The sequence below is a fragment of the Aquabacter sp. L1I39 genome (genome assembly GCF_017742835.1).
GTDB lineage: Bacteria > Pseudomonadota > Alphaproteobacteria > Rhizobiales > Xanthobacteraceae > L1I39.
The window spans coordinates 908,170-933,979 of the sequence record NZ_CP072392.1 but is presented as its reverse complement, the minus strand read 5'-3'; the positions used below and the strand labels follow the sequence as shown (position 1 = coordinate 933,979).

The window sequence follows — 25,810 nt, the reverse complement described above, 5'->3', positions numbered from 1 at the left end:
AGCGCAGGGCGAGCAGGATGGATCGCATCCCGGTCCATTCTGCTGCGCGCAGCCGTGTCAGGTGGAGGGCATGCAGGTGGCCGCCTCCAATTGGCGGCGGATGGCGTCGCGCGTGTCGGGGTAGCGGGCGAAGGCGCGGATCAGGACCACGCCTTTCAGGGACGGGGATTCCACGATCAGCCGGTCCGCTGCGGTGATTTCCTCGTCCTCCGGCAAGGCCGCCCTTTGCATGGGGGAGAGCAGGTCGAGCTCGATCACCCGCCCCGCCGCCTGGTCGTTCAGCGCGTAGAAGGGGACGCCGCGCGCCGTATAGAAGGAGACCGACGTATAGTCGGAGGTCGCTGGCACACGCACCTTCAGTGGGTGGTCGGCGAGGTCATAGAGGCACACCGCGCTGACGAAGGCGGGGTCGGACAGCGGCAAGGTCATGCCGGACGGCGATGGGTCCGGCAGCAGCGTCATTCCGTTCATGGGCGCGATGCGCGTCAGCCGCGCGAAGGCATTGTTGGTGGCAAGCAGCGGCATGGCCAGCACCGAGGCGAGGTGCACGATGCCGGCCAGCACCAGGATAAAGGCGAGCCCCAGCGCCAACTGCCCCGACGCCTTGGCGAGCCATTCCCACAGGGCCGCCCCGCGGGTGCGGCGGGGGGTGTGAAACTCGAGGTAGGGCTCGGGCTCGGGCGGGCGGCGCCAGAAGGCGAAGCGGGAGAGCCGGGACGTGGGAAGCACGCTCATGGGCAGCGCTCCGTCACGATGCGCGGCATGTCCGCCCCTTCCTGGCCGCCGGACGAGAAACTGAACGGGGCATCATAGAGCCGCAGCGCCACCTTCACCCGCCCGCGTGCGCCGGAGGGAATCCAGTTGCCGGCGCGGGCACGGGGCGAGAGCACAATGTCGATCTCTCCGTCGTCGCGATAGACCGTCTCGGCGCTGGTGAAGCCATGGCGCCGCGCTTCATTGGCGATGAGGTGGCCGTCCTCGTCGGTGAGCGTGATGGTCCACAGGCGCGACTGGGGCAGGGAGCCCACGATGCGGATGTCGCACCGGCCGTCCAACGGCGCGCCGGCACTGTCATTGGTGGCCAGGAAGAGCAGGCCGTCCGCCAGCTCCAACGGCAATTCGCCAGAGCGGGCGAAGACCGCGCGCGCATAGGGGTCGGCCTGCACCGTGCCGGAGCGCGGCCAGCCCTCCCAGGGGCCGAGCTTCACCATGTCGAGCCCACGGGTGCGGGTGACCGCCTCATAGGTGGTGCCGAGCCCCAGGGCGACCGAGGCAGCGAGGATGAAGGCGAGGGGGAAGAGGCGCACGGGCGGCGGGTCCCCGCGTCAATTGGTGCGCGCGGGGAGCGCCCGGGCATCCATGGCGGTGGGGCCGCCGGGGGTGGGCGGCAAAGGCGGCGCCTCCTTGAACAGGCGCTCCAGCCGCCCCAGGCGCTCGGCGCTGCGGGGGGAGAGCGTGATGGGCCGCGAGGTGGCCTCAAGGCCGGGCACATCCAGCGGGGTCGGCGCCTGGTCGAGCTTGGGCGCGGGCGCATCGCCGACGCCGGGAATGAACTTCAGGTCGATGCCCTGGTGGGCATAGGCCATCACCTTCTGCCAGGTCATGGCGGGCAGGGAGCCGCCGGTCATCTTGTTGGTAGAGGTGTAGTCGTCATTTCCGAACCAGACCCCGCCCACATAATTGCCGGTAAAGCCCATGAACCAGGCGTCGCGATAGGCATTGGTGGTCCCGGTCTTGCCAGCCACCTTGATGCCTTCCAGCCGCGCCCGCCGGCCCGTGCCGTTCTCCACCACATTGTTGAGCATGGGATTGATGTCGTTGATGACCGAGGGCGGGATCACCTGCACCGGCTGGGGCGCGTCGCGGTCATAGCGCCACACCACATCCCCGGTGCCGACCCGCATTTCCACCACGGCGTGGGGATAGACGCTCTTGCCGCCATTGGCGAACACCGCATAGGCCGTGGTCATGTCGATGACCGTCACCTCCACAGCGCCGAGCGGCAGGGGGGCGGTCAGCGTCAAAGGCGAGGTGATGCCCATGGATTTCGCAAGGTCGACGATCTTCTGCCGGCCGAACTTTTCCGCGAGCCGCACCGCCACGGTGTTGAGCGAGTGCTGGAGCGCCGTCTGCAGCGTGATGGAGCCCATATAGGAGCGCCCATAATTTTGCGGGCACCAATTGCCGAGGCAGATGGGCGCGTCCTGCACGATGGTGGTGGGCTTGTAGCCGTTCATCAGTGAGACGGTGTAGACGAACGGCTTGAACGAGGAGCCGGGCTGGCGCAGGGCATCGGTCGCGCGGTTGAACTGGCTTTCGCCATAATCGCGCCCGCCCACCAAAGCACGCACGGTGCCGTTGGGCTCCATGATGACGATGGCGCCCTGGCTCGCCTTGTAGTCCTTTCCGAACTGCCGCAGCGACTGGTCGAGCGCGGCTTCCGCCACCTTCTGGATGTTGGGGTCGAGCCCCGTCCGCACCACGAAGATGCGTTCGCTGACGGACTTCGGCAGCGTCTCCACCAGCTTCTTCACCTCGGAGAAGGCATAGTCGAGATAATAATCGGGCACCGCGATGTCGCGCCGGTCGATCGGGGTGGCCGGATTGCGGCGGGCGCCGAACACCTGGCCCTCGGTCATGAAGCCGGCTTCCACCAGATTGTCGAGCACGGTGGAGGCGCGGGCGCGAGCGGCCGGCAGGTTTACGTGCGGGGCATATTTGGAGGGGGCCTTGAACAGGCCCGCCAGCATGGCCGCCTCGGCCAGGTTCACCTCGCGGATGGACTTGCCGAAATAATATTTGGCCGCCGCGTCCGCCCCATAGGCGCCGCCGCCGAGATAGGCGCGGTCGAGATAGAGCTTCAGGATCTGGCTCTTGGTCAGCCGGCTTTCCAGCCACAGGGCCAGGAAGGCTTCCTTGATCTTTCGCTCGATGGTGCGCTCATTGGACAGGAACAGGTTCTTGGCCAATTGCTGGGAGAGCGAGGAGCCGCCCTGCCGCACCCCGCCCGCCCGCGCATTGGTGACGAGGGCGCGGGCCGTGCCGGCAATGTCGATGCCGAAATGCTCGTAAAAGCGCCGGTCCTCGGTGGCCAGCACCGCCTTGATGAGATAGTCGGGGAAGTCTTCCAACGGCACCGTATCGTTCTGCCGAACCCCGCGCTCGCCCAGCACATTGCCGTAGCGGTCGAGGAAGGTGACAGCCAGTTCGGTGCGCTTCAGCCAGTCGTCGGAGGTCTCGCGGAAGGCGGGCAAGGCGAGGGCCAGCACGGCGATGATGCCGGCGGTGCCGAGCGTGAAGCCCTCCGAGGCCATGCCCACCAGGAAACGCTTGAAGCCGGTGAGGGCGAAGCGTTCCATGAAGGCGGAATAGGCGGCGGCGGCGCGCACGGTTCCGGTGCCGAGGCGAAACAAGCCACTGTCGATGCGCGCATCCGCATCCAGCAGCGCATTGCGCAGCCAGACCCGGAAAGAAGATGTCTTGCGCTCGCTCACCGTTCGCGTCTCGCCTTGTCGCGTCTCGCCTTACCGCGTGCCGTTTCCGGTTTGCCCCGCAGGCATGTCGGAAACACGGCGGCGGACCTCTCCTCAAGACCCCCTCATGGTCTATAGCGCGTGCCCATGCGTCCGGCGAGGGTGACCTCCGGCGATCCCGCGACAAGGTATATGAGCCGTCGCTGTCCTGCGGCTCCTCTGTGTCGTGCCTGCCCTGGTCCTGCGCGGCCGCATCCAGTAGGAAGGGTCCATGGCGGACGAACCCTTCTGGCGCACCAAGACCCTCTGGCAGCTTTCCGATGCGGAATGGGAAAGCCTGTGCGACGGCTGCGGTCGCTGCTGCCTCGTCAAGCTAGAGGACGAGGATACCGGCATGGTGGCCTATACGGATGTGGGCTGCCGGCTGCTGGACGAAACCTCGTGCCGCTGCACGGATTATCCCAACAGGCAGGCACAGGTGGCCGATTGCGTCCGCCTGACGCCGGAGGCGGTCACGAGTCTCACCTGGCTGCCGCCCACCTGTGCCTACCGCTTGATGGAGGAGGGGGAGGACCTGCCCTGGTGGCATCCTCTGGTGTCGGGCACGCGGGATACCGTTCACGAAGCCGGCATTTCGGTGCGTGGACGGGTGGCGGGGCCGGAGCAATCCTTCGGCCTGTTCGAGCTGATGGAGCATGTGGTCTCCTGGCCGGTGCGCTGGCCGCGCGGGGCCAAGGCCCTGCGCAAGCCCGCTCCGGCTGCACCACGCCGGCCGAAAACCGCGTGAGACGCTCCCCTCCCGCGGACAATGGGCGCCTTCCCCCTCTTGCGCTGCAGCGCAACATGATCTAGCAAGCGCGCCCTTTCCGCGTTTCCGCCTTCTTGCAAGGAGGTCCCATGACCGCCTGCGGCCTCGATTTCGGCACGTCCAACACCACGCTGGGCCTCATGCGCGACGGCATACCGCGCCTTGCGCCCCTGGAGGGGGAGGCGGACACGTTGCCGAGCGCCATCTTCTTTCCTCGCAGCGGTGACCCCCTGTTCGGCCGGGCCGCCATGGCCGCCTACGTGGAGGGCGATCAGGGACGGCTGATGCGGGCGTTGAAATCGGTGCTGGGGTCTTCCCTGGTGGACGAGACCACGCCCGTCGGCCGCATGCGCCTCGGCTTCCGGGAGGTGATCGGCACCTATATCGGAGAGGTGAAGGCACGGGGCGAAGCTGCCGCCGACGGGCCGCTCACGCAGGTTGTGCTCGGCCGTCCAGTGCATTTCGTCGATGGCGATCCGGAGGGCGATGCCCGCGCCGAAGCGGTGCTGGGCGCGGTGGCGCGTCAGATCGGCTTCGAGGACATCTCGTTCCAGTTCGAGCCCATCGCTGCCAGCCTCGATTATGAGCGGCAGGTGCAGGGCGAGGAACTGGCGCTTATCGCCGATATTGGCGGCGGCACGTCGGACTTTTCCATCGTGCGCATCTCGCGCGATCGCAGCGGACTGGCGGATCGCGCGTCCGATATTCTCGCCAATGAGGGCGTGCGGATCGGCGGCACCGACTTCGACCGGCATTTGTCGCTGGCCACGATCATGCCCCTTCTGGGGCATGGCAGTCCGCTGAAACGGGCGGGCCTTGCCATGCCGGTCGGGCTCTATCACGACCTTGCCACCTGGGCCTCCATCAACCGTCTCTATGACGGCAAGGCCTTGCGGACCATCCGCGAGCTGGAGCGGGAGGCGGCGCGGCCCGAGCTGGTTGGCCGCCTCGCCCGCGCGGTGGAGGAGGAACGCGGCCACACGCTGGCGCTCGCCGCGGAACGCGCCAAGATCGAGGTGGCGGAGACCGGTCGCATGGTGCTGGACCTCGCTTTCCTGGAGGCGGGCCTTTCGGTCGGCATCTCGCACGACGAGATGGTGGACCATACCGGCGCCCTTGCGGGGCGCATCGCCGCGCGCATCGGCGCCTGTCTCTCGGCGGCGGGGCTGAAGGCGGGGCAAATCGACGCCCTCTTCCTCACGGGCGGATCGACGCGCCTCGCGCATGTGCGCGCCGATATCTGCGCCTGCGTGCCCCTGGCGCGGGTGGTGGCCGGTGACACCTTCGGCTCCGTGGGCACGGGCCTCGCCATCGAAGCGGGGCGTCGCTACGGATAGCGTCGGATGTCCCGTTCGGGTCGACTGATCTGACCCGATGGCGCTCAACCGCGGTATGTCCCGAGCCTGCTTCCAGGCTTGTCGTTTATGCCCTATAATAATACCCTCATCTGACCGACGCCTTGTCGGTGGCATATTGGTGTGGGGGCATCAGTTGCAGAAGCACACGTCAGAGGGCGGCGGGGGAAGGGAAGCTTTCCCGACCTTCCCCAAGTGCGAGTATGACCAGGACCTCGTGCTTTGGTTGCAGGATGACACGCGCTGTCGCCCCAGCATGCGTGATGTGATGGTCGCCCTGTGTCTGGCCCTGCTGGTGGCGCTGACCGTCTTCGCCTTCTTCTCCTGGCTGCCTCTGGTTGCACATGCCTGCGTGTTCGGGCTGGTATTCGCGGCCGTCATCTTGTTCGGCCGAAAGATCGCCAGCGCCCACTGAGCAAGACGGCTTGGATGCGCCGCGCGCGCGGCGTCCTCCTCCATGTCCTCGCCTATCCGATGGCCCAGGAGGGGAAGGGATCAGGCAGGTGCGCCCAGGCGGAAAAGTCCGCGCGGCTACCGTCGGCGGGTCCCACGAGGCAGGCATCCAGGGCGGCGCGGATGGCCTCCGCATCGAGGGACTGGCCGATGAACACCATTTCCTGGCGCCGGTCGCCATAGCCGGGCACCCAGTGGCGCTTCATCTCGCGCCGCCATTCCTCCTCCTGGGGCCAACGCTCCTTGGGCACGGAGGACCACCACCGCCCCATGCGCTCGGTGCGGCAGATGGCGCCCGCAAGGCTCATGTCGCCCACGAAATCGGGGCGGGTGGCGAGCCAGAACAGGCCCTTGGCGCGGATGAGGCCCGGCCAGGTGGTGCGCAGGAAGGCGGAAAAGCGAGCTGGATCAAAGGGGCGCCGGGCGCGATAGACAAAGCTGCCGACGCCATATTCCTCCGTCTCCGGCACATGGTCGGCAAAGCCATAGAGTTCGCGATACCACAAAGGATGGGTGTGCGCGGCCTCGAAATCGAACCGCCCGGTCTCCAGGACCTCGGCGAGGGGCACGTCGCAGAAGTCCGTCTCGATCAGCCGGGCCGCCGGATTGAGGGCGCGCACGATGGCGCGGGCCGCCTCCAACTGATCCGGCGGGGTGGCGCCGACCTTGTTGAGGATGACCACGTCGGCAAATTCCATCTGGTCCACCAGGAGGTCCACCAGGGTGCGGTGGTCCTCTTCTCCGAGGCTTTCGCCGCGGTCGCGCAAAAAGTCGCGCGAACCATAGTCCTTCAGCAGATGCGCCGCGTCCACCACCGTCACCATGGTGTCGAGGCGGGCAAGATCGGACAGCGAGAAGCCAGCCTCGTCGCGGAACTCGAAGGTGGCGGCCACGGGGAGCGGCTCGCCAATGCCGGTGCTCTCGATGACGAGGCTGTCGAAGCGGCCTTCGCCGGCCAGCCGCTTGACCTCGTTGAGGAGATCCTCCCGCAAGGTGCAGCAGATGCAGCCATTGGTCATTTCCACCAGCGTCTCGTCGGTGCGCGAGAGGCCGGCACCGCCCTGGCGCACCAACTCGGCATCGATATTCACCTCCGACATGTCGTTGACGATCACCGCGACCCGCCGACCCTCGCGGTTGGCGAGGATATGGTTGAGAAGCGTGGTCTTTCCGGCGCCGAGAAAGCCGGACAGGACGGTGACGGGAAGGCGGGAGTCCAAGGAGGGCATGTCTGGAACCAAAATGATATAATGTATCATTTTCATGCCACGGCTTCCCGATGCATTCAAGCCCATGCCCGCCACGGCCTTGCCGAAGTCGCGGTCTTCCCGAGTAAGCCATTGTTTAAATGGACGTTCTTCGGGTGGCGTTCGACCGCCCTTCCACAAGTTTGTAGGTGAGATTTGAGTTTCGCTACCGGGATGTGGCAGTCTGCGCCCAACGGCGCCGCTCAGCGCGCCTGCCACGAGAGGAAACCCAGGATGACGTCATTCCGCGCCCGCCGGCGCACGCTCCGTGCCCTCGCAGCTTCCTTCCTGCTCGCCGCCGGTTCGCTGGCCTCCACGGGAGCCTTCGCGCAATCTGATTATCCCAACCGCGCGATCCGCATGGTCGTGCCCTTCGCGCCTGGCGGCACCACGGACATCTTCGCCCGCATCCTCGCGGAGCATATGGGCACGATCCTCGGCCAGCAGGTGATCGTGGACAACAAGCCGGGTGCCGGCGGCAATACGGGCGCAGCCGGTGTCGCCCGTTCCGAGCCGGACGGCTACACCATCCTCATGGGCACGGTGGGCACCCAGGCCATCAATCCGTTCCTCTACACCAAGATGCCTTATGATGCGGAGAAGGACTTCCTTCCCGTCGCCTTCGCCGCCGGTGTGCCCAATGTGCTGGAGGTGAACCCGAAGAATGTAAAGGCCACAACGGTCAAGGAACTGATCGCCGAGGCCAAGGCGGCCAAGCAGCCGATGACCATGGCCTCCTCCGGCAATGGCACGTCCATCCATCTGTCCGGCGAGATGTTCCAGCAGATGACCGGCGTGAAATTCGTCCATGTGCCCTATAAGGGCTCGGGACCCATGGTGAACGATCTGGTGGGCGGCCAGGTGGATCTCAGCTTCGACAATCTGCCGTCTTCCATCGCTCAGATTCGCGCGGGCAACCTGCGCCCCATCGCGGTCACCTCCGCCGAGCGCTCCGCCGCGCTGCCGGACGTGCCCACCATCGCCGAATCCGGCGTGCCGGGCTTCGACGCCTCCAGCTGGTTCGCCATCTTTGCCCCCGCTGGCACCCCCAAGGCCATCGTCGACAAGCTGAACGCCGCCGCCAACAAGTCGCTGGGCGAGGCGGCCGTGAAGCAGCGCTATGCGGAAGTGGGCGCGCAGATGAACGTCATGACGCCTGACCAGCTCGGCGCTTTCGTCAAGGCCGAGCAGGCCAAGTGGTCGAAGGTGGTGAAGGAATCCGGCGCCAAGCTGGACTGAGGAACAGGGCCGGGGCCGGGGACGGCTCCGGCCTCATTCGGACATAAATCGCCGTTGAGGCGAGATGGGGCTGATCCCCTTATTGCTCCCGACGAAACACGTGCGGGGTGCTTTGGTATGATCAAGACAGGTATTTGGGGGGCGCTTTGCCTTCTGGCCTTGCCGCTGGCGGCGCAGGCGGGCGAGAACGATTCGGGTTTCATGCCGGCCAACGGCATTTTCATCGGGGCCGGCGGCGCCTGGAACGGGGCGAATTTCCCCGACCAGAACATCTACGGCTTCGGGGTCAGCCAGAATTACGCGATCGGGCGTATTCTGGTCGCGACGGGCGCCGCGGCGGGAAATGCCTATCCAAATCTCGGAACGGATTCCTCGATTTCCCCTGTAATCCAGGCCGGCTTCTATCGCACCTTCGAGGGCACGCCCTGGATCTGGGGCGCCAAGTTTTCCTACAATCAGGTGGGCGTCACCGGTGTGGCGCGTGATGTCCTGATCCCGCAGTCGGGCGGCTATACCGGGCTCATTCAAGGCACCTTCACCGGCAACTATTTGCTCAGCTCCTACGAAGTCAGTCTCGACCACCAGTTCGCCCTGGTGCCTATTCTCGGCTATTCCTTTGGCCGGGGCTTCGTCTATGGCGGCGCCGGTGCGACGCTCTCGCACATCACCAACAACATGAACGGGCTGGTCGGCTTTGCCGAGCTGGACCACCGCTATGCGGTCTCCGGCGCGCCGGCCTCGTTCTCCGATTCCAACTGGGTGTGGGGCGCCACGGCCACGGCGGGCGTCACCTATTTCTTCGCGCGGGGCTGGTTCATTGACATGAGCTATTCGTACACGGCCTCGGCCACCCCCACGAATTCGTTCGCGAACCAGTTCGACACGTCCTATCCGCAAGTGGAGTTTGTTGGCGTCTCCGGCGGATACCGCTCCGGCACCGTCAACAATCAGGCGCTGACGGTGACCGTCAACTACGCGTTCTGAGCGGCATCGCCTTCGCGGTTCTGACGCGCCGCTCTCGCGGCGCGTCAGTCGCTTTGGCCGCCCGTCTTCAAGAACAGATCCGCATCGAAGGCCGGGCCAAACTGGGTGGCGACGCAATCGGGGCTGCGCGGCGGCAGGACGGGCGAGGCGCCCACGGCCGCGTCGAAAATGTCGGGGCGATAGACGCTCACCGCCTCGCGCGCCGCATCCGGCGCCCACTCGCCCTGACGGGCCTCCACGATCTGGTGGTAGATCCACAAAGCGTGTCCGGGATCAGGCCGGTTGGCCTGGTCGCGGTGGAGCACGAGATAGTCGGGATGCACCCGCAGCGCGCCGCCGGGCGCGGTGCGCAGGCGCCCGTCCAGGGTCCGCCGCAGCACGTCGGCGGGTAAGGCGAGGTGCCGCGTCTCACCCAGCAGCCGGGCAAGATCCTCATGATTGGCCGGGTCCTCGCACCAGCGGGCCGCCGCATGGAGCGCCCGCACCAGCCGGTGCAGCACGTCCGGCTCGGCATTGGCAAAGCGCGCATGCACGCCCAGCACCTTTTCCGGCACCCAGCCATAAAGCTCCGCGCCCAGCACCGCGATGCGGCCCACATCCGCATCCACCGCCACGCTGTTCCAGGGGCTACCCACGGAGAAGCCGTGAATGAGGCCGTTGCGCAGGCTCTCGGCCATGAAGGGCGGCGGCACCACCACCTGGCGCACGTCCTTGTCCGGGTCCACGCCGCCGGCCTTCAGGAAGTTGCGGATCAGATAGGTGTGTGTTGAGAAGGCATAGACGGCGGCAAAAATGAGCGGCTCCGCCCCCGCAGCCCGGCGCACCCGCACCACCTGTCCCAGCGCCTTGGCAGCGCCGGGAGCGGTGGAGAGGTCGAAATCGGTCTCCGCCATCTGGGCATAGAGGCTCTTGGAAAGGGTGATGGCGCTGCCGTTCAGGTTCAGCGCGAAGGGCACCACCAGCGGCACGCGCACGTGGCCAAGCCCCAGCGATGAGGCGATGGCCAGCGGCCCCAGCATATGGGCGCCGTCCAGAAGGCCGATATTGACCTTGTCGCGAATATTGGCCCACGAGACTTCCTTGTGGAGGGCAATCTCGATCCCTTCGGCCATGGCAAAGCCGCGCTCGGCGGCAGCGATCAGCACCGCGGCGTCGGTCAGGGGGATGAAGCCGATGGAAAGCCGTCTCATCGCAGCAACTCCGCGGCGGTGATGATGGATTGGGCGATGTCCACGAGCCGCTTCTTCTCGTTCATGGCGGTGCGCCGGATGAGGCCGTAGGCGGTCTGCTCGTCGATATTCTTGGCCTTCATGAGGATCAGCTTGGCGCGGTCCACGAGCTTGCGCTCCTCCAACTGGCTCTTGGCCTCTTCCAGTTCCGCTTTCAGGCGGGCGAAGGCCTGGAAGCGGGAGATGGTGGTCTCCAGGATTGGCTTCACCCGGTCCTTGCGCAGCCCGTCCACCACATAGGAGGCGACGCCTGCCTCGATGGCGTCCTCGATGGTCTTGCGGTCCGACTGGTCGACGAACATGGCCACGGGCCGCTTCACCTCCCGACTCACCTGAAACATCTGCTCGATGGTGTCGCGGCTCGGATTCTCCAGGTCGATCAGAATCACGTCGGGGTCGATGGCATAGATGCGCTCGAGCAGGTTGTTGCGCCCTTCGAGGCGCAGCACGTTCACGAAGCCCGACTCGCGCAGCCCCTCGTCCAGGATCGCCGCCCGAACCGGGCTGTCGTCCACGATCACGATACGCAGGGACAGGTCGCTGGCCATTTCAGTCCGTGACATTGCAGGCGACAGTCATTGAAGGCCACAGTCTTTGGCAAGAAGCGTGCCGGCCTCTTGGGCGGATGGATGGCGGCGGGCTTTGGCGTGGCCGGCGCTGAGCGTGGCGGCGGACGGGCAATGCAAGGACGAAGCTCGCCGCCCCCGCTTTGGCCGTCAAGGGGTGAAGTTTAGCCAAGTCCCCCTGCATCCGCTCAATTGGCGGGCAGGCTCGCCGCATAGTCCAGGATGCGGCCGCGCAGGGCCCGCAGATCCGGCTTCTGGCGGGCGAAGGCCGTCCAGTCATTGGGCACGGCCGCGACAAGCGCCTGCTGCAGGTCCCGCGCTCTGGTATCGTCCTTGGCGCGCTCATCCAGCCACATCAGCCAGCGCAGATCCTGCATGCCGTCCACCATGGTCAGGATCAGGGCATCCACCGTGGGCACCAGCTGGCAGCGGTCGGAAGCGAGCGGCAGGATGGTGAAATCCGGCTCGCGCCCGTCCGTGGGGTCGCGCGGGTCGGCGGTCACGGCGCGGGCATGCCATTGAAGGTATCCGCCGACGCCCAGCCGCCAGAAGAGAAAGCCCGCGGCCGCCCGATGGTCGGGCATGTTGTAGAGCCAGGGCGTGACATTCTTGGAGCGCATGAAGTCGAAGATGGCCGAGGAGACGCCGAAGCCATTATTCACCAGCAGGGTGTCGAACAGCGGCACCAGGTCCTGCACCTTGGCGTCGTTGAGATGGCCGGCAATGTTGGCATCGGGGGCGGCGAGGCGGATGGCGTCGCGGATGGCGCGCAGCTTTCCTGCCTCCTCGCTGCCGGGCATGGGTTCGTCGGCGATGGACCAGAGCGGGAGAGGCAGTCCGGCAATGGCCAGTTCCTTCTGGATGGTCGCCACGTCCTGGGCGGCCGCCATCTTGTCCTCCCGGTCGAGCAGGTGCTTCACCGAGGTGTAGTCGAAGTAAGGCGGCTTGAAGCCAGCCTGCGCCACGAGCCGCATCTGGTCCACATAGCGCGCGCGTTTGTCCGCGAAGGGGGCGGTGATCTCGGGCGAGATGCCGGTGATGCCGAAGCTGCGCAGGGTCGCGAAATCGCAGGCCATCAGCCGGTCGACGTCCGCCGGGGTGGGCGGGAACCACACCTCGTCATTGGGCGCGGCCACATAATAGCCGATGGGCTTGTCGATGGCCGGCAGGACCTGGGGAATGACCGTGACGTTTGCCTGCGCCTGCACGTTATTGCCGGCAATGTTCATCTGCAGGACGATGGGCAAGGTGCCGCTGGCCGTTTCGGGAACGGTGAAGGTCAGGTTGATGCGCCGGGGCACGCCGGCGACGATCCGCATATGGTCGAGATTGCCTTCCAGCACGTCGGAGGTGATGGACAGCGCCCGCTCGCCTTCGCCCCGGCCGCGCATATAGGTCCACTTGCCCCAGCGTACCTGCGGGCTGATGCCGTCCGGCGCGGTGACCGTGACATTGGGCATCAGGTCGTCCTGGTCGGAGAAGGCGAGAAAGTCCACGGAGACCAGGGCCCCGCGCGCCGCCCGGATAGGTGTCTCGAAGGGCAGGGCCGGGTTCCAAAACGGGTGCTGGATGCGATGGCCGTCGCCGACTGCCCGCAAGGTGACGCCCTTGGCGAGGCTTGGGTCCACCGGCTTGTCCACCACCGGCCAGCGCTCCAGGAAGCGCTGGCGGCGCCAGTCCTCGATCGCATCCACCGCGCTCGTGCTGTCGCCCGGCTCCACCACCATGGCGGCGAGATAGCCGTTATTGGGCGGCTGGTCGGAGGAGAGCTGCACGACGATCTTGCCGTCGATCACGGGCACGGTGGCGGTGATGAGGCCGGCGCGCTCGCGGGCGAATACCTCCCACGGGCCGCCATCGATCATCGCTTCCTTCCACAGCCCGCGCTTGAACACCTGGTCGATCCATTGGCCGGGCGTGTAGCTCTCTTGGAGCACCACCTGGCCGTTGATGACGATGGTTCGGTTGAGCGAGTGGGGGAAATACTCCCACTCTCCCTGGTCCTCAGTCCACAGCGAGACCGTGGCCGTGCCGCTCTTGGTCCAGGGCACGGTGACAGTGTGGATGCCGTTCAGGCCGCTGGAGAGGAGCGGATCATTGGGCGTCCGGGTCAGGCTGCCCGCCGGGCGGTCCAGGCGCTTGTCATCGGGCAGAACCGTCTCGAAGCCGGGCACGGCGAAGTCCGCGGAGGGCACGAAGCGCAATGCGAGGGCGTCGGAGGGGACGGGGCTCGCCCCTTCCACTGCGACGCCGCCGAGCGTGGCCGGGCCTTCGCCATCCCCGAGCGAGACGACGATGCGGGAAATCTTGGTGCGGTCGAGCCGCGCCTTGGAGGGGGTGACCCAGGAGGAGACCGGCGAGCGCAGAATGAAGGGGCCGGGCGGATAGGTGCCGCTGGCATTGGCGCGCGAATACCAGTTTTTGGAATTCTCATCGTCCACCCGCAGATGGACGGTCACCGGCTTGTCGGAGGTGTTCACGCCGGTGATGACCAGTTCCTGGTTGGCGTCGAAAGCCACGGGGTTCGGAAATTCCTGCACCGCCGGGAAGCGCGCGCCCTTCAGCCAGGCTTGCCCCACCGAAATATCCGTGGGGGCGGGGGCGAGCGACCCCGTGGTCTGGCGCTTCTCGATGCGAACCGCCTCGATATTGGCGGTGGGCGCGCCTTCAGGGGTGAAGATCACGATCCGGGTAATGGCATTGATGTTGAGCTTGGACTGGCCCGGCGTCGGCAGCGAATCCAGCGGGATGCGCACCGAATAGGGCCCGGGCTGGAGCACCGCCACATGGCCGAAGCGGGACATCCAGTTCTGCGAGGCGGTATCATCAATGCGGACGTTCAGTTCCACGGGGCCGCCGCTGGAATTGGTGCCGCGAATGACGAGGTCGTCCCCCACCGCGAAGGCGCGGGGCGGGGCGAAGGGAATGTCCAGCGCCTGCTTGGTGCTGGTGTTGGAGGCGAGCACGCGCCCATCCTCGGTGCTCGCCGGGGTGAGCGCCTTCTGGACGCGCTCGGTGGTGATGTCACCCCTGGCGATATCGCCCTTCAGGCGATCGATGATGTCTGGCCGGAACAGCACGACACCGGCCGCGCATGTGGCCAGGAAGGCGAGCATGGCCCCCCAGGCGAAGCCGCTGAGCCAGGTTTTAAATCCGCCCATCTGTGTCTCCTTGCCCGTCTGGCGCCGCTGCGCGGCGTCCCTCGGTCTGCTCCGGCGAGCGGGTGTGGCGGCGCCTGCTGGCCTGGCCATGCCCGTTGCCCGGAACGGGCGCACGTTTCCCCTGATCCGCTGCGGGCGCAAGCGGGTGCGTCCATGTTCGGCGGGGATTTCCCGGGCAGGGGGCGAATTTGTCGCCTTTCAAGATGTTAGCCGAGGTAGGGGGATGGGGACTGTGACGCTTCCCACCGGGGCGTGCGCATTCTAGAAGCGTCTGGCGGGAACGCTGGGACCGGAGGTCGAGTGTGGCGGACAGGCACGGGAGCGCTCCGGCAAGGGGCATCGGCTGGGCGCGCGTCGCCTCACGCGGGCTGGTCTTCGCCATCCTGACCTTGCTGGTCCTGGTCATCATCATTTTCCAGCAGCAGGCGGGCGGCGCCTTCGTGGCGGAGTTCTCCGCCAACAATGCGGACGAGGCCAGCCATTATGTGACCGGCCTGCTCTTCACCGATTATGCGCGGGCGGGCTTTCCCTCACCGCTGGCCTTCGCCCGCGACTATTATCTGCACTATCCGAAGGTGGGCATCGGCCATTGGCCGCCCCTCTATTATATGGCCGAGGGGCTGCTTTTTCTCGCCTCCTCGCCTGCGACGCCGGTCGCGCTGTTCCTGCCGGCTCTGATCGCGGCGCTTCTGGTGGCGAGCGCCGGCTTCCTGGCTGCCCTCGCGCTGGGACCGCTGGTGGGGGTGGGCGTCGGCACCGTGTTGCTCGCCTTGCCATTGTTGCGGGAAGCGACCCTCATCATCATGCTGGATCTGCCTGTGGCTCTCTTGGTGCTGCTGGCGATCCTGGCCTATGGCCGCTATCTGGCGGCGCCCCGCTGGGTGCCGGCGCTCATTTTCGGGCTGCTCGCCGCCATGGCCATTCTCACCAAGGGCACGGGCGCGGCTCTCGCCTTGGTGCCCCCCTTCGCCGTTCTGCTCACCGGACGGTTCGGCCTGCTGCGCCGGCCGGACTTCTGGCTGCCCTTGCCGGTGGTGGCGGTGATTGCCGGTCCCTGGACGCTCGGCACCTATTCCATGGCCGCCTCTGGCTTCCAGTATGGCTGGGGAACAGCCTTCATCCGCCAGGCGGCCGAGACCTATTGGCATGGCCTCCTGGCGGGGATTGGCGGCCCTCTCGTGGCGCTCGCCGCCCTCGGCCTGCTGTTCGTCATGGTGCGCACCTGGCGCGGTGGCGATGAGGCTCCGGCGGCGCAGCCCTGGGCGGCGGTGGGCGCCGGGCTTCTGGCGGTTCTGGCCTTCCAGTGCATCGTTCCGGCCGGGCTCGACCCGCGCTACCTGCTGCCGGCGGCGGCGCCTCTCCTGCTGATGGCCGCCTACGGCCTCATGGGCGTGTTCAGCCTGTTGACGCGCAGCTGGCCGCTCATCACAGGGCTTCTAGCTTGCCTCCTCCTGCTGGTGATCGCCTCGCCCTTCCTGCTGGTGACGCTGGCCAAGCCCTCGGTGGGCATGGTGCCGGCCGCCCGCGCGGCCATGGCCACGGGCGCGGCCAATCCGCTCATCCTCGTCGGCTCGGATGCCATGGGGGAGGGGGCCCTGGTCGCGTCGGTGGCGCAAGCCGATCGGGCCATGCTCTATTTTGCCCTCCGCGGCTCCAAGCTGCTCGCCGTTTCCGACTGGAACGGCAAGGACTATGCCCCCCTTTACCCCGATGCGGCGGCCCTGATGCGGGGGCTTGATGACCTCGGCATCGGCTATGTGGTGCTGGATACCTCGCCGGTGGCGCAGGCCATCCTGCACAACCGCCAGCTTGCCGAGGCGGCCGCCGTCTACCCCGACCGCTTCCGGCTGCTGGGCACCTATCCCCGCTCGGACCGCACGGGCGAGGTGCGGCTCTATCAATTGGTGGGCAATGAGTCGCGCACGCCAGACAGGGGTGCTTTGCAAGAGAAAGTAATGCAGGGACGCAATTTCTGATCGATGATGCGCCACGGCGCAGCTCACTCTCCACCCTACCCGGCGACCGTCTCTCCATGCGCGACCTGAAGGACTATACGCTGCGCGAATGGGCGAACGCCGCGCCGCTCTCGCATCGGGCGCGGCGGCTGCGCAACCTCGCCATCGACGCCCTGTATGCCGGCCGACGCGCGACAGGACAGGAGGCGCTGGTGGCGGAGCTTTCTGCGCGGCGGGACGAGGTGCTGGCCTGCACCATCGCCTTCAACCTGCCGCAGGCGGTGGCCCTTCTGGCCGAAGGGATGGCCCGCAGCGTCCCCGATGCGCGCCTGCTGGTCTGCGACAATTCCTCGGACCGGGAGGCCCGCGCGCGCATCGCCCACCTCTGCCGGGAGAGAGGGCTGCTTTATTGCCCCATGCCGCCAGCGCCCCGGCCGCACAAAAGGCCCAATGGCTCGCGCTCCCATGGCGTGGCTCTCAACTGGGTGTGGTCCAACCTCATCCGGCCGTCCCGGCCCCGCATCTTTGCCTTCCTGGACCATGATTTGCTGCCGCTGGCCCCTGACGACCTCGCCGCCCGCGTCGCCCGTCAGCCGGCCTACGGCATGGTGCGCCATGGGGAGCGGTTCGGCGGCTGGTATCTTTGGCCGGGCTATAGTGTGTTCGATTTCGCCGCCGTGGCGCACCTGCCGCTGGACTTCGGCACCGACACGCCGCTAACCCTCGATACCGGTGGGCAGAATTGGCGGGTGCTCTATCGCCACCTGTCGTTGCCCGACCTCGCCCAGGCGCGGACCCGCGAGGTATTTCTCGAGGATCCCGAAACGGGCAAGCCTGAATCCTATCTCTTGGCGGACCAGTGGCTCCATGTGGGGGGCGCCGGCCATCGGGGCGGCGGGGCGGCGGCGCTGGAACGGGTGCGGGCGGCCTATGAGGCCGATCCCCAGGGCCTTCTCGCCCGCCTCATGGCCTCTGTGCGGACGCAGGCGAGCTGAGGCGCCCGCGCGATCGCACAAAAAAACGCCGCCGGGAGACCGGCGGCGTTGAAAGAGGTTCGCGAACGGCGCGAGAGGCTGTGGCCTCCCGCTTTGACGCTCACTTGGCGGACGCGGCCTTCTTCTTGCCGTCGCCCGTGCGGTCGGTGCGCTCGGCGATACGGGCAGACTTGCCGCGACGGTCGCGCAGATAATAGAGCTTGGCGCGGCGGACCTTGCCGCGACGCACCAGCTTGATGGAATCGATCAGGGGAGAGTGGACCGGGAACACGCGTTCCACGCCCTCGCCATAGGAGATCTTGCGGACCGTAAAGCTCTCGTTGAGGCCGCCGCCATTGCGGGCGATCACCACGCCCTCATAGGCCTGCACGCGGCTGCGGTCGCCTTCGACCACCTTCACGTTCACGATCACCGTATCGCCGGGCTGAAAGGCCGGAACCGGGCGCTTCTCGGCAAGACGGGCGGCCTGTTCGGCCTCAAGCGTCTGAATGATGTTCATGTCACCAACCTCTAGCGGTCACCGCAAACGGGCTCCCTCGCGGGAACCATGCCCCGGCGCCACATCGTGTCGTTGTAAGTTAAGGGACGGCGCGGCCTATAGCGCAGAACCGGCCGCCTGTCATGTCTTTTCCGTCACCGGACCGTCATCGGTGCCGGAGAGGAGGTCGGGCCGCCGCGCGCGAGTAATGTCCAACGCCTGTTGGTGCCGCCAGGCATGGATGCGCGCATGGTCGCCGGACACCAGCACCTCGGGAATGGGCTGTCCCTCGAATATCTGCGGACGGGTATATTGGGGATATTCCAGCAGGCCGGCGGAGAAGCTCTCATCCTCCCCGCTTTGTGCCTTGCCCATGACGCCGGGAATGAGGCGGACACAGGCGTCCAGCAGCAGCAAGGCGGCCGTCTCTCCGCCGGACAGAACCACATCGCCCACGCACACCTCTTCCAGCCGGCGGGCGGCGATGACGCGTTCGTCCACCCCCTCGAAGCGCCCGCACAGGATCACCACGCCTGGACCTGAAGCGAGGTCGCGCACCCGCGCCTGGGTCAGCGGGCGGCCGCGGGGGGTCATCAGCAGGCGGGGGCGGGGGTCATCGGCCGGGGCGGTGGCGTCAATGGCGCGGGCGAGCACGTCGGCCCGCATCACCATGCCGGGGCCACCGCCGGCGGGGGTGTCATCCACGGAGCGGTGGCGGTCCAGGGCGAAGTCGCGGATCTGCACCGCCTCCAGCGCCCAAAGGCCACCGTCAAGCGCGCGCCCCGCCAAAGCATGGCCGAGGGGGCCGGGAAACATGTCCGGATAAAGCGTGAGGACGCTGGCGCGAAAGGTCATGCGCCACTGATGGGCGAGAGGAGGGGGAAGGTCAAATCAGCGATAGCCGGCAAGGCTGGGCCCCGCCGGCCGGGCGCCTGCGCTCAGCTGATCTCGAACAGCGTGGAGAAGCCGGAAATGTCAAACACTTCCCGGATCTGCGGCTGAAGGGAGGCCAGCGAGAGATTGCGCTTGGCGCTGCGCATGGCCTTGCCGGCCACCAGCAGGGCGCGCAGGCCGGAAGAGGACACATAGTCCACGCCAGCCAGATTCACCTGGATGCCCCCGGTGGTGGTGGACACCACTTCGAGAAGGCTCGCCTCGAACGGCTTGGCATTGGGAGTATCGAGGCGCCCCGATACCTTCAACAGCACGTCGGCGCCAGCCTGTTCCCGCTCAATCTGCATGAACCTGTTCCCGCGCGTCTTGGACCAATTCCTCTGCCGCATTAGCCGCATTCGAGCCCGCGCGCAATGTGAGGGCGATCCGATGCAGCAGCCATACGGCTCGCTCGAACAATCCCGTTGCGTGCTGGAGCGCCGCCAAGTCGGTTCCCGAAGCGGACATGGAGGTGGCTATGGCGCGCCGGTGGCGCTCCATCAAACCGCTGCGGTCCCCCGTAAGGGTGCTGAGTGTGTCCAGGTCCTCGGCATCCTCCGCCTCCACCAGCGACAGGGTGAGCGCGCGCAGGGATTCCGACAGGTTGAACGCGAGCGGCGGCACGGTGTCGAAGTCATCAATGATGTCGCTGAGCTCCGAGAGGGTGGTCCTCAGGTCTCGCATCAGCACCAACTCGCCCCGGATCCTGAGGGCGAAATCCAGGTCTTGAGGCGCCAAGCCTCGCTGCATCAGGTCGGTGAGGAAGAGCTCGGTTTCGGTGGACACCATGCTTGCGCCGCGAGCGATGGCCGCGCGGTGGGTGCGATCGTCCCCCGTCCGCTGGTCAAGGTCAGGGATCAGTCCGGGCAAGTGGCGCTGGAGATGGCGGGCCTCCCGCGCGGCGAGCTCAAGGGCGCTCGAGGGGTCTTCGAGTGCGGCCGGATGAATATAAGTGGGCTGCGAAATGTGGTCTTCGTGGGTGGGCGGACTGATCCTCGCTGCGAGGCTCGCCATCCGTCCCGGCGAGATGCAGACAACCACTGCGCCAAGCACTTGCAGGACCAGGAATAGAGTGGAAATTGCCACCGAGTCCTGCCCGTCGACCAGGTCGCGGGCGACCATCGGGGCATCGATGCCGAAGCCCTTCTCGGCGATGATCCAGACGAGGCCGAACAGTACCGTGCCCGAGACCTTCACCATTACATGCACGTAGCACAATTGCTTGCCCGTGCCGGCGAGGCCTGCGGTGGTCCAAAGGGTGGCCAACCCAGACCCCACATTGGCGCCGAGCACCACGACGACCGCGTCGTCGAAGGTCATCAGACCTGTCTGGACCAGCGGCAGGACCAGGATCGCGGCAGTGGAGGAGGATTGCGTGATGAGGGCCACCACAATGCCCAGAGCCATGCCGGTGACCGGGTTGATGTAGCCGCTCACGAAGGTGGACAGCTCAATGAGGGGCAAAGACTTTGGTGCCGTCTTGATGAAGTCGAGCCCCATGAACAGCAGCGCGAGGCCCAGCAGCACGCCGAGCCATTCGCGCACGCGCGGCGCGCGGTCGAGCTTGAACTGGTATCCCATCCCGATCAGCGCCAGGAGGTAAAGAACGGCCAGACGGACATTGATGGCGGCCAGGAACACCAGCACCGACGTGCCCACATTGGCCCCCCCCACCACCGACACCGCCTCGCGGGTGGTGAGGAAGGCGCTGCGCACCAGGTTGGCTGTGATCAGGGTGACTGCGTTCGAGGACTGGATCACCGCGCCCGCGAGGGTGCCGCAGGCAAAACCGACCGGGACGGAACTGGTGGCGGTCTTGAGGAGCGCCTTGATGCGGTGCCCGAGCGCGGCCTGCAGATGCGAACCCACCAGCTTGAGGCCGATGAAGAGAAGGCCGAGGCCGGCCAGGAGTTCGGCGATGATCAACATGGCAACTGAGCCCGGCCGCGCGACGCCCTATTCGGCCTTGGGCCCTGCCACCAGGAGAAGATGATTTTCGTCACCTTTGCGCTCATAACGGATGGCCTCAAGGAAGTGCCGCATGAGGCGCACCCCATGACCACCGATTTTCGCATCCTCGACACTCTCCGCCATGTCCGGAGAGACGACGGCGGTCGGATCGAACGCCACGCCGTTGTCGACGATCCGCACCTGGAACCTATGATCATCAAGCTTCTGGTATTCGAGCCTTATGACAGCTCGTTGACGCCCCCCGGGAAAGCCATGATTGATGACGTTGGCCAGCGCTTCCTCAATACTCAGCTGCACGCCGAACAGGAGACCGGGAGGCAACTCGTCCCGCTCCGAGAGAGTGTCCAGCCATTCGCTGACCCGCGGAATTTCATCCACGTCCGCCGTGATCGGAAGCGTGTCGCTGGAAGGCTGCGAGCCGCTGGCAGTCATGAAGGGCGACCGATTGGAGGCGCGAACAGGATGCCGGGCAGGCCGGAGGGCAGGCGGGTGCGGGCAAAGCCATGCCAGCCCTTCTCGAACAGGGAGAGCTGGGCGGGAATGTCCGCCGGGTCCACCGCGATCGCCTGCTCGCTGTCGTGGAGGGCATGGTCTCGCACCATCAGATAGCGGGCATAGCCGCCATAGCGGCGGATGAGGCCGTGAATGGGGAAGCCTTCCGCCAACAGGCTCGCCCAGCTGGGCGTATTTACGGGAGCGGCCGTGGAGAACAGCAGCATGCCACGCGGCGCCATGGAGACGCGCGCCGAAATGGTGGCGCGCTGAAGGGCGCGCCCACGAAATGCGGGAGCGACCGAGGCACCCGCCAGGCGCCCCGTGGCCGTGCCGGGCGCGACCTTCAGGTCCGCTTCCCAATTGTCCTTCGGCGCATGCTCGTGCTGGAGAATGCCGTAGGCCACAAGGCAGTGCTCGGCCTCCGCCGCGGTCTGGTCGAAGGCGCCGATTACCCGCCCGCGCCCGGCCAGGATGCTCTCGAAATAGGCCCGGCTCTCCGGCTTGACGATATCTGGTCGCACCACGGGACCCACCGCCAGCCGATGCAGGGCCTCCACCGCCTCGATGTCCGACGGTTCCAGCTCGCGCCAATGCAAGGCGATGTCCGTTGTCTCCACCAGGGCCGCCCGCATCAGGCGATCACCTCGGCATAGTTGAGCATCACGATGGGCGGATAGACGCTCAGGCGTTTGGCCACCTTCATGTTGATGATCAGCGCGAACCGCTTCAGCGTCTCGATGGGGATGTCCTTGGGTGCCCGCTTCTCCACCAGGATCTGCACCGCCTTGGAAGCGGCCAGCTGCCCGACGGAATAATAGCGCGAGACGAGGCCCACCAGCCCGTCGCCTTCCCGCAGGAAGAACTCGGTGGAACCGAACGTGGGCAGGCCCACGTCAATGGCCACCGGCGCGATGCGGTTGAAGATGGTGGCGAGGAAGGTGTCGGGCGGCAGATAGAGCCAATCCGCGCCCTTGTTGCGCATGTCGCGCACGAACTGCTCCACCCCGTCCCCGGTGGGACGGTTGCCGGCCATGTTCAGCGGCTGGGCGAACAGTTCGGCGCCGGTGCTGTCGCAGAAGGCCTTCATCTCGTTGACGATGACCACCGAATTGCTCTCGTTGGGCGAATAGATGACGCCCACCTTGGAAAACGGCTTGTAAGTCTGCATGGCGCGCATCTGCACGTCAGTGGGCACCACATGCACCGCCCCGGTGACATTGCGCCCGGAGGAGGCCACAGACGGCGCGATCTTGGTGGGTACGGGCGCCGCCACGAGGGCGAACACGACGGGGATGTCGTGGACGAAACTTGAACCGTCAGCGGCGTCATAGGGACCGGCCACGGCCAGCGTGTTGGGCGTGCCGTAGGTGTAGATCAGGTCAGGCTTGAAGGTGGGCAGGGTCTCCGCCAGGATTCCCTTCACGCGACTGGCGTCCCGCTCCACGTCCCGGGAGAGGAAGTCCGCCTTCACCCCGGCCGCCTCGAAGAAATAGCGGAAGCCCCGCTCTACGTCGGTCTCGCCGCGGAAGGTCAGCATGAGGATGCGAAATGGGGCATCCTGCCCGGCAGCGGCAGCGGCAGTCTGGGCCGCGGCCCCGGAGAACCCGCCGAGCGCGCCCGCGGCGCCCGCGCCGAGGCCCAGCGAAAGGAGCGAACGCCGATCGATCACAACGGGCTACCTTCTGGTGAAACATTCCTCGGGTCGCCAGCCGTTCCGGTCCGGGAGCGCTTCTGGCGGCCGGACAGAGCGAAAACGAGGGCGCCCGACATCACGAATACCCCGATCAGCGCCGTTGCGGAAGCAAATCCCGCCACCGCCAGCAGGAATCCGGCCGCGGCAGGCCCCGCCGCATTGCCGCTGCGCTCAATGAGGCGGAACAGGCCGAGGACGCCAGCCGATCCGCCGCCCGGCATGTGGCGGGCACTGTCCGCCACGAGCGCCGATTGCGGCGCGATGGACATGGCCTGGCCCAGCCCCAGCAGCGCCAGGACCACAGCGACCGTCAGCGGCGAGGTGCCGAGCAGCAGTACCAGAGTGCCGGCTCCCGCCACCAGGCCGCCCATGGCAACAAATCTCGCCCGCGCATCGAGCCGTTCCGCCAGGGCCGCGAAGAGGGGCACCGCAAACACCATCAGGATGGGATAGATCATCTGCAGCCGCCCGATCGCGGCCGAGCTGTAGCCTTGCCGCTGCAACTCCACCGGAACGAGATAGAAGCAGACGGCCACCAGCAGAAACTTGGCCGGGAGTGCGCAGCCGAACAGAAGTGGCGCCAGGCGCGGCGCGCGGAACGCGGCCGCCAGGTCCGCCAGCCCCACCCCTGCCGCATCCTTGCGCGGCTCGGAGCGCGGCAGGGTCAGTAAGGCGACGAGCAATGCTGTCCCGGCCAGCAGCGCGGAGGCCATGAGCGCGGCGTGCCCTCCCAGGCGATCGGCGATCACACCGCCGATGGGGGGGCCGCACAGGCCCGCAACCATGATGGCGCGCACGAACATGGCAAGGCCCGCTGTGCGTTCGGCGGGGCGGGAATGGTCGATCACATGGCCCTGGGCTGAGACGAACACCAGAGCATAGCCCACCGCCGAGGCGAGCCGAGCCGCCAGGAAGACGTAATAGTTCTCGGCGAGGCCAGAGGCGGCATAGGCGCACGCGGCGATGAGAGCGCCCAGCACGAAGCCGCGCCGACGCCCGAGCCGTTCGGACGCCACCGCGAACGGCAACTGGCACAGCGCCACGCCGGCCATGAAGACAACGATGGGCAGGGACACCGCCACATCCAGCGTCAGGCTCGAATCGGGGGGGATCATGCCCTGGACCATGCGCGGCAGGAACGGGCGTGTGAGTTCCTCCGCCATCATGAACAGGAACAGGGCGGGCCGGACGACGGTGGCGGCGTGGTTCTCACCCGGATGAACCGTGCCGAGCCCGGTGCGCACCGCCATGGCATCGAGGGCGGCCACGGCCTCGTCATCGCCTCGGCGGATCGCCTCGGCGCGCGCCCTGGCGTGGCGCTCGTGCAAGTGCTGCACCTGCCGGTCGATGGGTGCAACGAGCGGCGCCGAAGCGTCCTGGCGGGCCTCGTGCAGCCACAGCCGTCCCCGCGCGAGCGCGCGCACCCGCGATTCGATGGCGGACAGCGCCTCGACGCCCCTGCTGCCGACCACCAGGGCCACCAGTTCCAGCGCCACCAGGAGCGATACGATGCCGATGAAGGCGACGTCCACCAGCACCGCATTCACCCGCTGCGCGACCACGCCGGGGTCAATGGTGATGGCAAGGGTCGCCAGGGGCGCGCCGGACGTGGCGGTGACCGCCGCCAGGACGTGAGGGGGATCGGGCGTCTCCGGCGGCGCGCCGGCAACGCCCAGAAGGCGCCCGTCCGTGGCGGTCAGCCGGATTTCCGCCAGCTCGGGATTGCGGGTGCGCAGATCCTCGAAATAGTCCCGCACCCCCACCAGCTGGTCCACGGGAATGCCGGCACGGAGCGCGCTTTCCACCAGCGCCGCGGCGGACAGGCTCACCGATTCGGCCTTCTCCGTGATGGCGGGAACGATGGTGCGCGAAGCCGCGTGCTGCGCGCCCCAGCCGATGATGGCGAGCGCCGCGCAAAGTACCACGGAGATGGCAATGGAAATCCCGGCCCTCAGCCCGATCATGACCCCGAGACCTCCGGTGCGATGAGGGTGGCGTGCGCAGCGTCGGCCGCCGCCCGCGCGGAAACGGCCGCAGGCGGCCAGGAGCCTGGGTCTGCCGCCCGGCGCACCGCCCGCTTCAGGCCGAATGCGAGCAGAAGGCCGATAACCAAGGTGGCGAGGCCGGCGCCCAGCAGGGTGGGAACGGCGATCCGTGAGAGATCCTCGGACAGGGCCGCGGCGCCGGTGGCGAGCGCGTGCGGATCATAACGCACCACCACCTGTCCGATGACGGCTGCCAGGTCATTCTCGATGCCGGCCGCCACCGAATCGGCGATCCGGCGCGGCTCGGTGACGCCCACCCGGTCCGGCGCGCTGCTGAACAGCACATGACCGCGCCGGTCCACCACGTCTATGGAGCGGATTGCATCGTCGAGACGCTCTTCACGGCGTAGCACGCCGGTCAGCGTCTCCTGCATGGGCAGGGCAATGCCGAGGGCATCGGCCACTTGCGCGGTCTGGGCGATGCGTTCGGCGGTGATGGTAAAACGCGCCTCCACCGCCTGGCGGTGGGCATTCTGCAGCGTGATGAAGGAGAAATAGGCGCCGAACGCAACGCAGACGGCCGCGATCAGAGCAAACAGCGTAATCAGGCCCACGGTCGTACGGGTCATGATGGCTCGCTCGCTGAGATCGCCGCGCGTCCCGTTGGCGGCTCGAAAGGCGGGGAAACGTCTCGAAGAGTTTGGTATTTTCGATTCTGCTCAGTTTGGGTCTGGTTTGCAACGGCCCGGGGCGGTAACGTCCCGCGCGCTTCACGAAACAGCATTTTCTC

General features: G+C 67.0%; 23 protein-coding genes. 7 read left to right on the top strand and 16 right to left on the bottom strand.

Annotated elements, in window-relative coordinates; genetic code table 11:
* Nucleotides 1–57: 57 nt before the first annotated feature.
* Genes J5J86_RS04100 through J5J86_RS04090 form a run of 3 tightly spaced genes read right to left on the bottom strand, consistent with a single transcriptional unit; the run spans nucleotide 58 to nucleotide 3,494 of the window.
* Nucleotides 58–735, bottom strand: a complete 678-nt coding sequence (locus J5J86_RS04100) for a DUF1254 domain-containing protein (protein ID WP_209103625.1) — start codon at nucleotides 733–735, stop codon at nucleotides 58–60.
* On the bottom strand, nucleotides 732–1,307 hold the full coding sequence (locus J5J86_RS04095) for a DUF1214 domain-containing protein (protein WP_209103624.1): 576 nt from the start codon (nucleotides 1,305–1,307) through the stop codon (nucleotides 732–734). Before J5J86_RS04095 ends, J5J86_RS04100 begins: the two co-directional genes overlap by 4 nt.
* Nucleotides 1,308–1,325: 18 nt before the next feature.
* Nucleotides 1,326–3,494 (bottom strand): transglycosylase domain-containing protein, encoded by a 2,169-nt coding sequence (locus J5J86_RS04090; RefSeq protein ID WP_209103623.1) that lies wholly within the window; start codon nucleotides 3,492–3,494, stop codon nucleotides 1,326–1,328.
* A 250-nt stretch (nucleotides 3,495–3,744) separates the two neighbouring features.
* Here J5J86_RS04090 and J5J86_RS04085 point away from each other — a divergent pair, with 250 nt between their 5' ends.
* The 3 genes from J5J86_RS04085 (at nucleotide 3,745) to J5J86_RS04075 (ending at nucleotide 6,051) form a co-directional block, all read left to right on the top strand.
* Complete coding sequence (locus tag J5J86_RS04085) at nucleotides 3,745–4,260, top strand: YcgN family cysteine cluster protein (protein WP_209103622.1); 516 nt, start codon at nucleotides 3,745–3,747, stop codon at nucleotides 4,258–4,260.
* A 110-nt stretch (nucleotides 4,261–4,370) separates the two neighbouring features.
* Nucleotides 4,371–5,618, top strand: a complete 1,248-nt coding sequence (locus J5J86_RS04080; protein ID WP_209103621.1) for an Hsp70 family protein — start codon at nucleotides 4,371–4,373, stop codon at nucleotides 5,616–5,618.
* Between the two features lie 274 nt (nucleotides 5,619–5,892).
* On the top strand, nucleotides 5,893–6,051 hold the full coding sequence (locus J5J86_RS04075) for a hypothetical protein (RefSeq protein WP_209103620.1): 159 nt from the start codon (nucleotides 5,893–5,895) through the stop codon (nucleotides 6,049–6,051).
* Nucleotides 6,052–6,103: 52 nt separating this feature from the next.
* Here J5J86_RS04075 and zigA read toward each other — a convergent pair whose 3' ends face one another.
* Nucleotides 6,104–7,318, bottom strand: coding sequence for a zinc metallochaperone GTPase ZigA (gene zigA / locus J5J86_RS04070; RefSeq protein ID WP_209103619.1), 1,215 nt, complete (start codon nucleotides 7,316–7,318; stop codon nucleotides 6,104–6,106).
* A 252-nt stretch (nucleotides 7,319–7,570) separates the two neighbouring features.
* On the opposite strand from zigA, the gene J5J86_RS04065 reads away from it, so the two are divergent.
* Nucleotides 7,571–8,575, top strand: a complete 1,005-nt coding sequence (locus J5J86_RS04065; RefSeq protein WP_209103618.1) for a Bug family tripartite tricarboxylate transporter substrate binding protein — start codon at nucleotides 7,571–7,573, stop codon at nucleotides 8,573–8,575.
* A 117-nt stretch (nucleotides 8,576–8,692) separates the two neighbouring features.
* A complete protein-coding gene (locus J5J86_RS04060; RefSeq protein ID WP_247658022.1) occupies nucleotides 8,693–9,559 on the top strand; it encodes an outer membrane protein in 867 nt (288 codons plus the stop codon).
* A 44-nt stretch (nucleotides 9,560–9,603) separates the two neighbouring features.
* On the opposite strand, the gene J5J86_RS04055 is transcribed toward J5J86_RS04060, so the two are convergent.
* The 3 genes from J5J86_RS04055 to J5J86_RS04045 form a co-directional block, all read right to left on the bottom strand.
* On the bottom strand, nucleotides 9,604–10,749 hold the full coding sequence (locus J5J86_RS04055; RefSeq protein WP_209103617.1) for a CmpA/NrtA family ABC transporter substrate-binding protein: 1,146 nt from the start codon (nucleotides 10,747–10,749) through the stop codon (nucleotides 9,604–9,606).
* Nucleotides 10,746–11,336, bottom strand: coding sequence for an ANTAR domain-containing response regulator (locus J5J86_RS04050; RefSeq protein WP_209103616.1), 591 nt, complete (start codon nucleotides 11,334–11,336; stop codon nucleotides 10,746–10,748). Before J5J86_RS04050 ends, J5J86_RS04055 begins: the two co-directional genes overlap by 4 nt.
* A 206-nt stretch (nucleotides 11,337–11,542) precedes the next feature.
* The gene (locus J5J86_RS04045) at nucleotides 11,543–14,515 is read right to left on the bottom strand and encodes a hypothetical protein (RefSeq protein WP_209103615.1); all 2,973 of its coding nucleotides are present in this window, start codon (nucleotides 14,513–14,515) and stop codon (nucleotides 11,543–11,545) included.
* 302 nt (nucleotides 14,516–14,817) lie between these two features.
* Between J5J86_RS04045 and J5J86_RS04040 the strand changes: the two genes are divergently transcribed.
* On the top strand, nucleotides 14,818–16,491 hold the full coding sequence (locus J5J86_RS04040) for a hypothetical protein (RefSeq protein WP_209103614.1): 1,674 nt from the start codon (nucleotides 14,818–14,820) through the stop codon (nucleotides 16,489–16,491).
* Between the two features lie 56 nt (nucleotides 16,492–16,547).
* On the top strand, nucleotides 16,548–17,465 hold the full coding sequence (locus J5J86_RS04035; protein WP_209103613.1) for a hypothetical protein: 918 nt from the start codon (nucleotides 16,548–16,550) through the stop codon (nucleotides 17,463–17,465).
* A gap of 100 nt (nucleotides 17,466–17,565) precedes the next feature.
* Here J5J86_RS04035 and rplS read toward each other — a convergent pair whose 3' ends face one another.
* The 9 genes from rplS to J5J86_RS03990 all read right to left on the bottom strand — a co-directional run bounded on the left by rplS (nucleotide 17,566) and on the right by J5J86_RS03990 (nucleotide 25,649).
* Nucleotides 17,566–17,964 carry a 50S ribosomal protein L19 gene (gene rplS / locus J5J86_RS04030; protein ID WP_209103612.1) on the bottom strand — a complete coding sequence of 133 codons (399 nt, stop codon included), beginning with the start codon at nucleotides 17,962–17,964 and terminating at the stop codon, nucleotides 17,566–17,568.
* A gap of 120 nt (nucleotides 17,965–18,084) precedes the next feature.
* Nucleotides 18,085–18,798 (bottom strand): tRNA (guanosine(37)-N1)-methyltransferase TrmD, encoded by a 714-nt coding sequence (gene trmD, locus J5J86_RS04025; RefSeq protein ID WP_209103611.1) that lies wholly within the window; start codon nucleotides 18,796–18,798, stop codon nucleotides 18,085–18,087.
* 83 nt (nucleotides 18,799–18,881) lie between these two features.
* A complete protein-coding gene (locus tag J5J86_RS04020) occupies nucleotides 18,882–19,184 on the bottom strand; it encodes an STAS domain-containing protein (protein WP_209103610.1) in 303 nt (100 codons plus the stop codon).
* Nucleotides 19,174–20,805, bottom strand: a complete 1,632-nt coding sequence (locus J5J86_RS04015) for a Na/Pi cotransporter family protein (protein ID WP_209103609.1) — start codon at nucleotides 20,803–20,805, stop codon at nucleotides 19,174–19,176. The genes J5J86_RS04020 and J5J86_RS04015 overlap by 11 nt, the downstream gene beginning before the upstream one ends.
* A gap of 27 nt (nucleotides 20,806–20,832) precedes the next feature.
* Complete coding sequence (locus tag J5J86_RS04010) at nucleotides 20,833–21,279, bottom strand: ATP-binding protein (protein WP_209103608.1); 447 nt, start codon at nucleotides 21,277–21,279, stop codon at nucleotides 20,833–20,835.
* Nucleotides 21,276–21,974: a hypothetical protein gene (locus J5J86_RS04005; protein WP_209103607.1), complete on the bottom strand. Its 699-nt coding sequence runs from the start codon at nucleotides 21,972–21,974 to the stop codon at nucleotides 21,276–21,278. The genes J5J86_RS04010 and J5J86_RS04005 overlap by 4 nt, the downstream gene beginning before the upstream one ends.
* Nucleotides 21,974–23,011: an ABC transporter substrate-binding protein gene (locus J5J86_RS04000; RefSeq protein WP_209103606.1), complete on the bottom strand. Its 1,038-nt coding sequence runs from the start codon at nucleotides 23,009–23,011 to the stop codon at nucleotides 21,974–21,976. The genes J5J86_RS04005 and J5J86_RS04000 overlap by 1 nt, the downstream gene beginning before the upstream one ends.
* The gene (locus J5J86_RS03995) at nucleotides 23,008–24,999 is read right to left on the bottom strand and encodes an MFS transporter (RefSeq protein ID WP_209103605.1); all 1,992 of its coding nucleotides are present in this window, start codon (nucleotides 24,997–24,999) and stop codon (nucleotides 23,008–23,010) included. Before J5J86_RS03995 ends, J5J86_RS04000 begins: the two co-directional genes overlap by 4 nt.
* Nucleotides 24,996–25,649 carry a hypothetical protein gene (locus tag J5J86_RS03990; protein ID WP_209103604.1) on the bottom strand — a complete coding sequence of 218 codons (654 nt, stop codon included), beginning with the start codon at nucleotides 25,647–25,649 and terminating at the stop codon, nucleotides 24,996–24,998. The genes J5J86_RS03995 and J5J86_RS03990 overlap by 4 nt, the downstream gene beginning before the upstream one ends.
* Between the last annotated feature and the right edge of the window lie 161 nt (nucleotides 25,650–25,810).

What these genes read in the sequence shown, in the direction of transcription:
- trmD (WP_209103611.1), bottom strand. Translation starts at nt 18,798, where the DNA reads ATGACCTTTCGCGCCAGCGTCCTCACGCTTTATCCGGACATGTTTCCC.
- J5J86_RS04065 (WP_209103618.1), top strand. Translation starts at nt 7,571, where the DNA reads ATGACGTCATTCCGCGCCCGCCGGCGCACGCTCCGTGCCCTCGCAGCT.
- J5J86_RS04060 (WP_247658022.1), top strand. Translation starts at nt 8,693, where the DNA reads ATGATCAAGACAGGTATTTGGGGGGCGCTTTGCCTTCTGGCCTTGCCG.
- J5J86_RS04020 (WP_209103610.1), bottom strand. Translation starts at nt 19,184, where the DNA reads ATGCAGATTGAGCGGGAACAGGCTGGCGCCGACGTGCTGTTGAAGGTA.
- J5J86_RS04035 (WP_209103613.1), top strand. Translation starts at nt 16,548, where the DNA reads ATGCGCGACCTGAAGGACTATACGCTGCGCGAATGGGCGAACGCCGCG.
- J5J86_RS04075 (WP_209103620.1), top strand. Translation starts at nt 5,893, where the DNA reads ATGCGTGATGTGATGGTCGCCCTGTGTCTGGCCCTGCTGGTGGCGCTG.
- J5J86_RS04080 (WP_209103621.1), top strand. Translation starts at nt 4,371, where the DNA reads ATGACCGCCTGCGGCCTCGATTTCGGCACGTCCAACACCACGCTGGGC.
- J5J86_RS04050 (WP_209103616.1), bottom strand. Translation starts at nt 11,336, where the DNA reads ATGGCCAGCGACCTGTCCCTGCGTATCGTGATCGTGGACGACAGCCCG.
- J5J86_RS04010 (WP_209103608.1), bottom strand. Translation starts at nt 21,279, where the DNA reads ATGACTGCCAGCGGCTCGCAGCCTTCCAGCGACACGCTTCCGATCACG.
- J5J86_RS04085 (WP_209103622.1), top strand. Translation starts at nt 3,745, where the DNA reads ATGGCGGACGAACCCTTCTGGCGCACCAAGACCCTCTGGCAGCTTTCC.
- J5J86_RS04015 (WP_209103609.1), bottom strand. Translation starts at nt 20,805, where the DNA reads ATGTTGATCATCGCCGAACTCCTGGCCGGCCTCGGCCTTCTCTTCATC.
- J5J86_RS04005 (WP_209103607.1), bottom strand. Translation starts at nt 21,974, where the DNA reads ATGCGGGCGGCCCTGGTGGAGACAACGGACATCGCCTTGCATTGGCGC.
- J5J86_RS03995 (WP_209103605.1), bottom strand. Translation starts at nt 24,999, where the DNA reads ATGATCGGGCTGAGGGCCGGGATTTCCATTGCCATCTCCGTGGTACTT.
- J5J86_RS04100 (WP_209103625.1), bottom strand. Translation starts at nt 735, where the DNA reads ATGAGCGTGCTTCCCACGTCCCGGCTCTCCCGCTTCGCCTTCTGGCGC.
- J5J86_RS04055 (WP_209103617.1), bottom strand. Translation starts at nt 10,749, where the DNA reads ATGAGACGGCTTTCCATCGGCTTCATCCCCCTGACCGACGCCGCGGTG.
- J5J86_RS03990 (WP_209103604.1), bottom strand. Translation starts at nt 25,649, where the DNA reads ATGACCCGTACGACCGTGGGCCTGATTACGCTGTTTGCTCTGATCGCG.
- J5J86_RS04045 (WP_209103615.1), bottom strand. Translation starts at nt 14,515, where the DNA reads ATGGGCGGATTTAAAACCTGGCTCAGCGGCTTCGCCTGGGGGGCCATG.
- rplS (WP_209103612.1), bottom strand. Translation starts at nt 17,964, where the DNA reads ATGAACATCATTCAGACGCTTGAGGCCGAACAGGCCGCCCGTCTTGCC.
- zigA (WP_209103619.1), bottom strand. Translation starts at nt 7,318, where the DNA reads ATGCCCTCCTTGGACTCCCGCCTTCCCGTCACCGTCCTGTCCGGCTTT.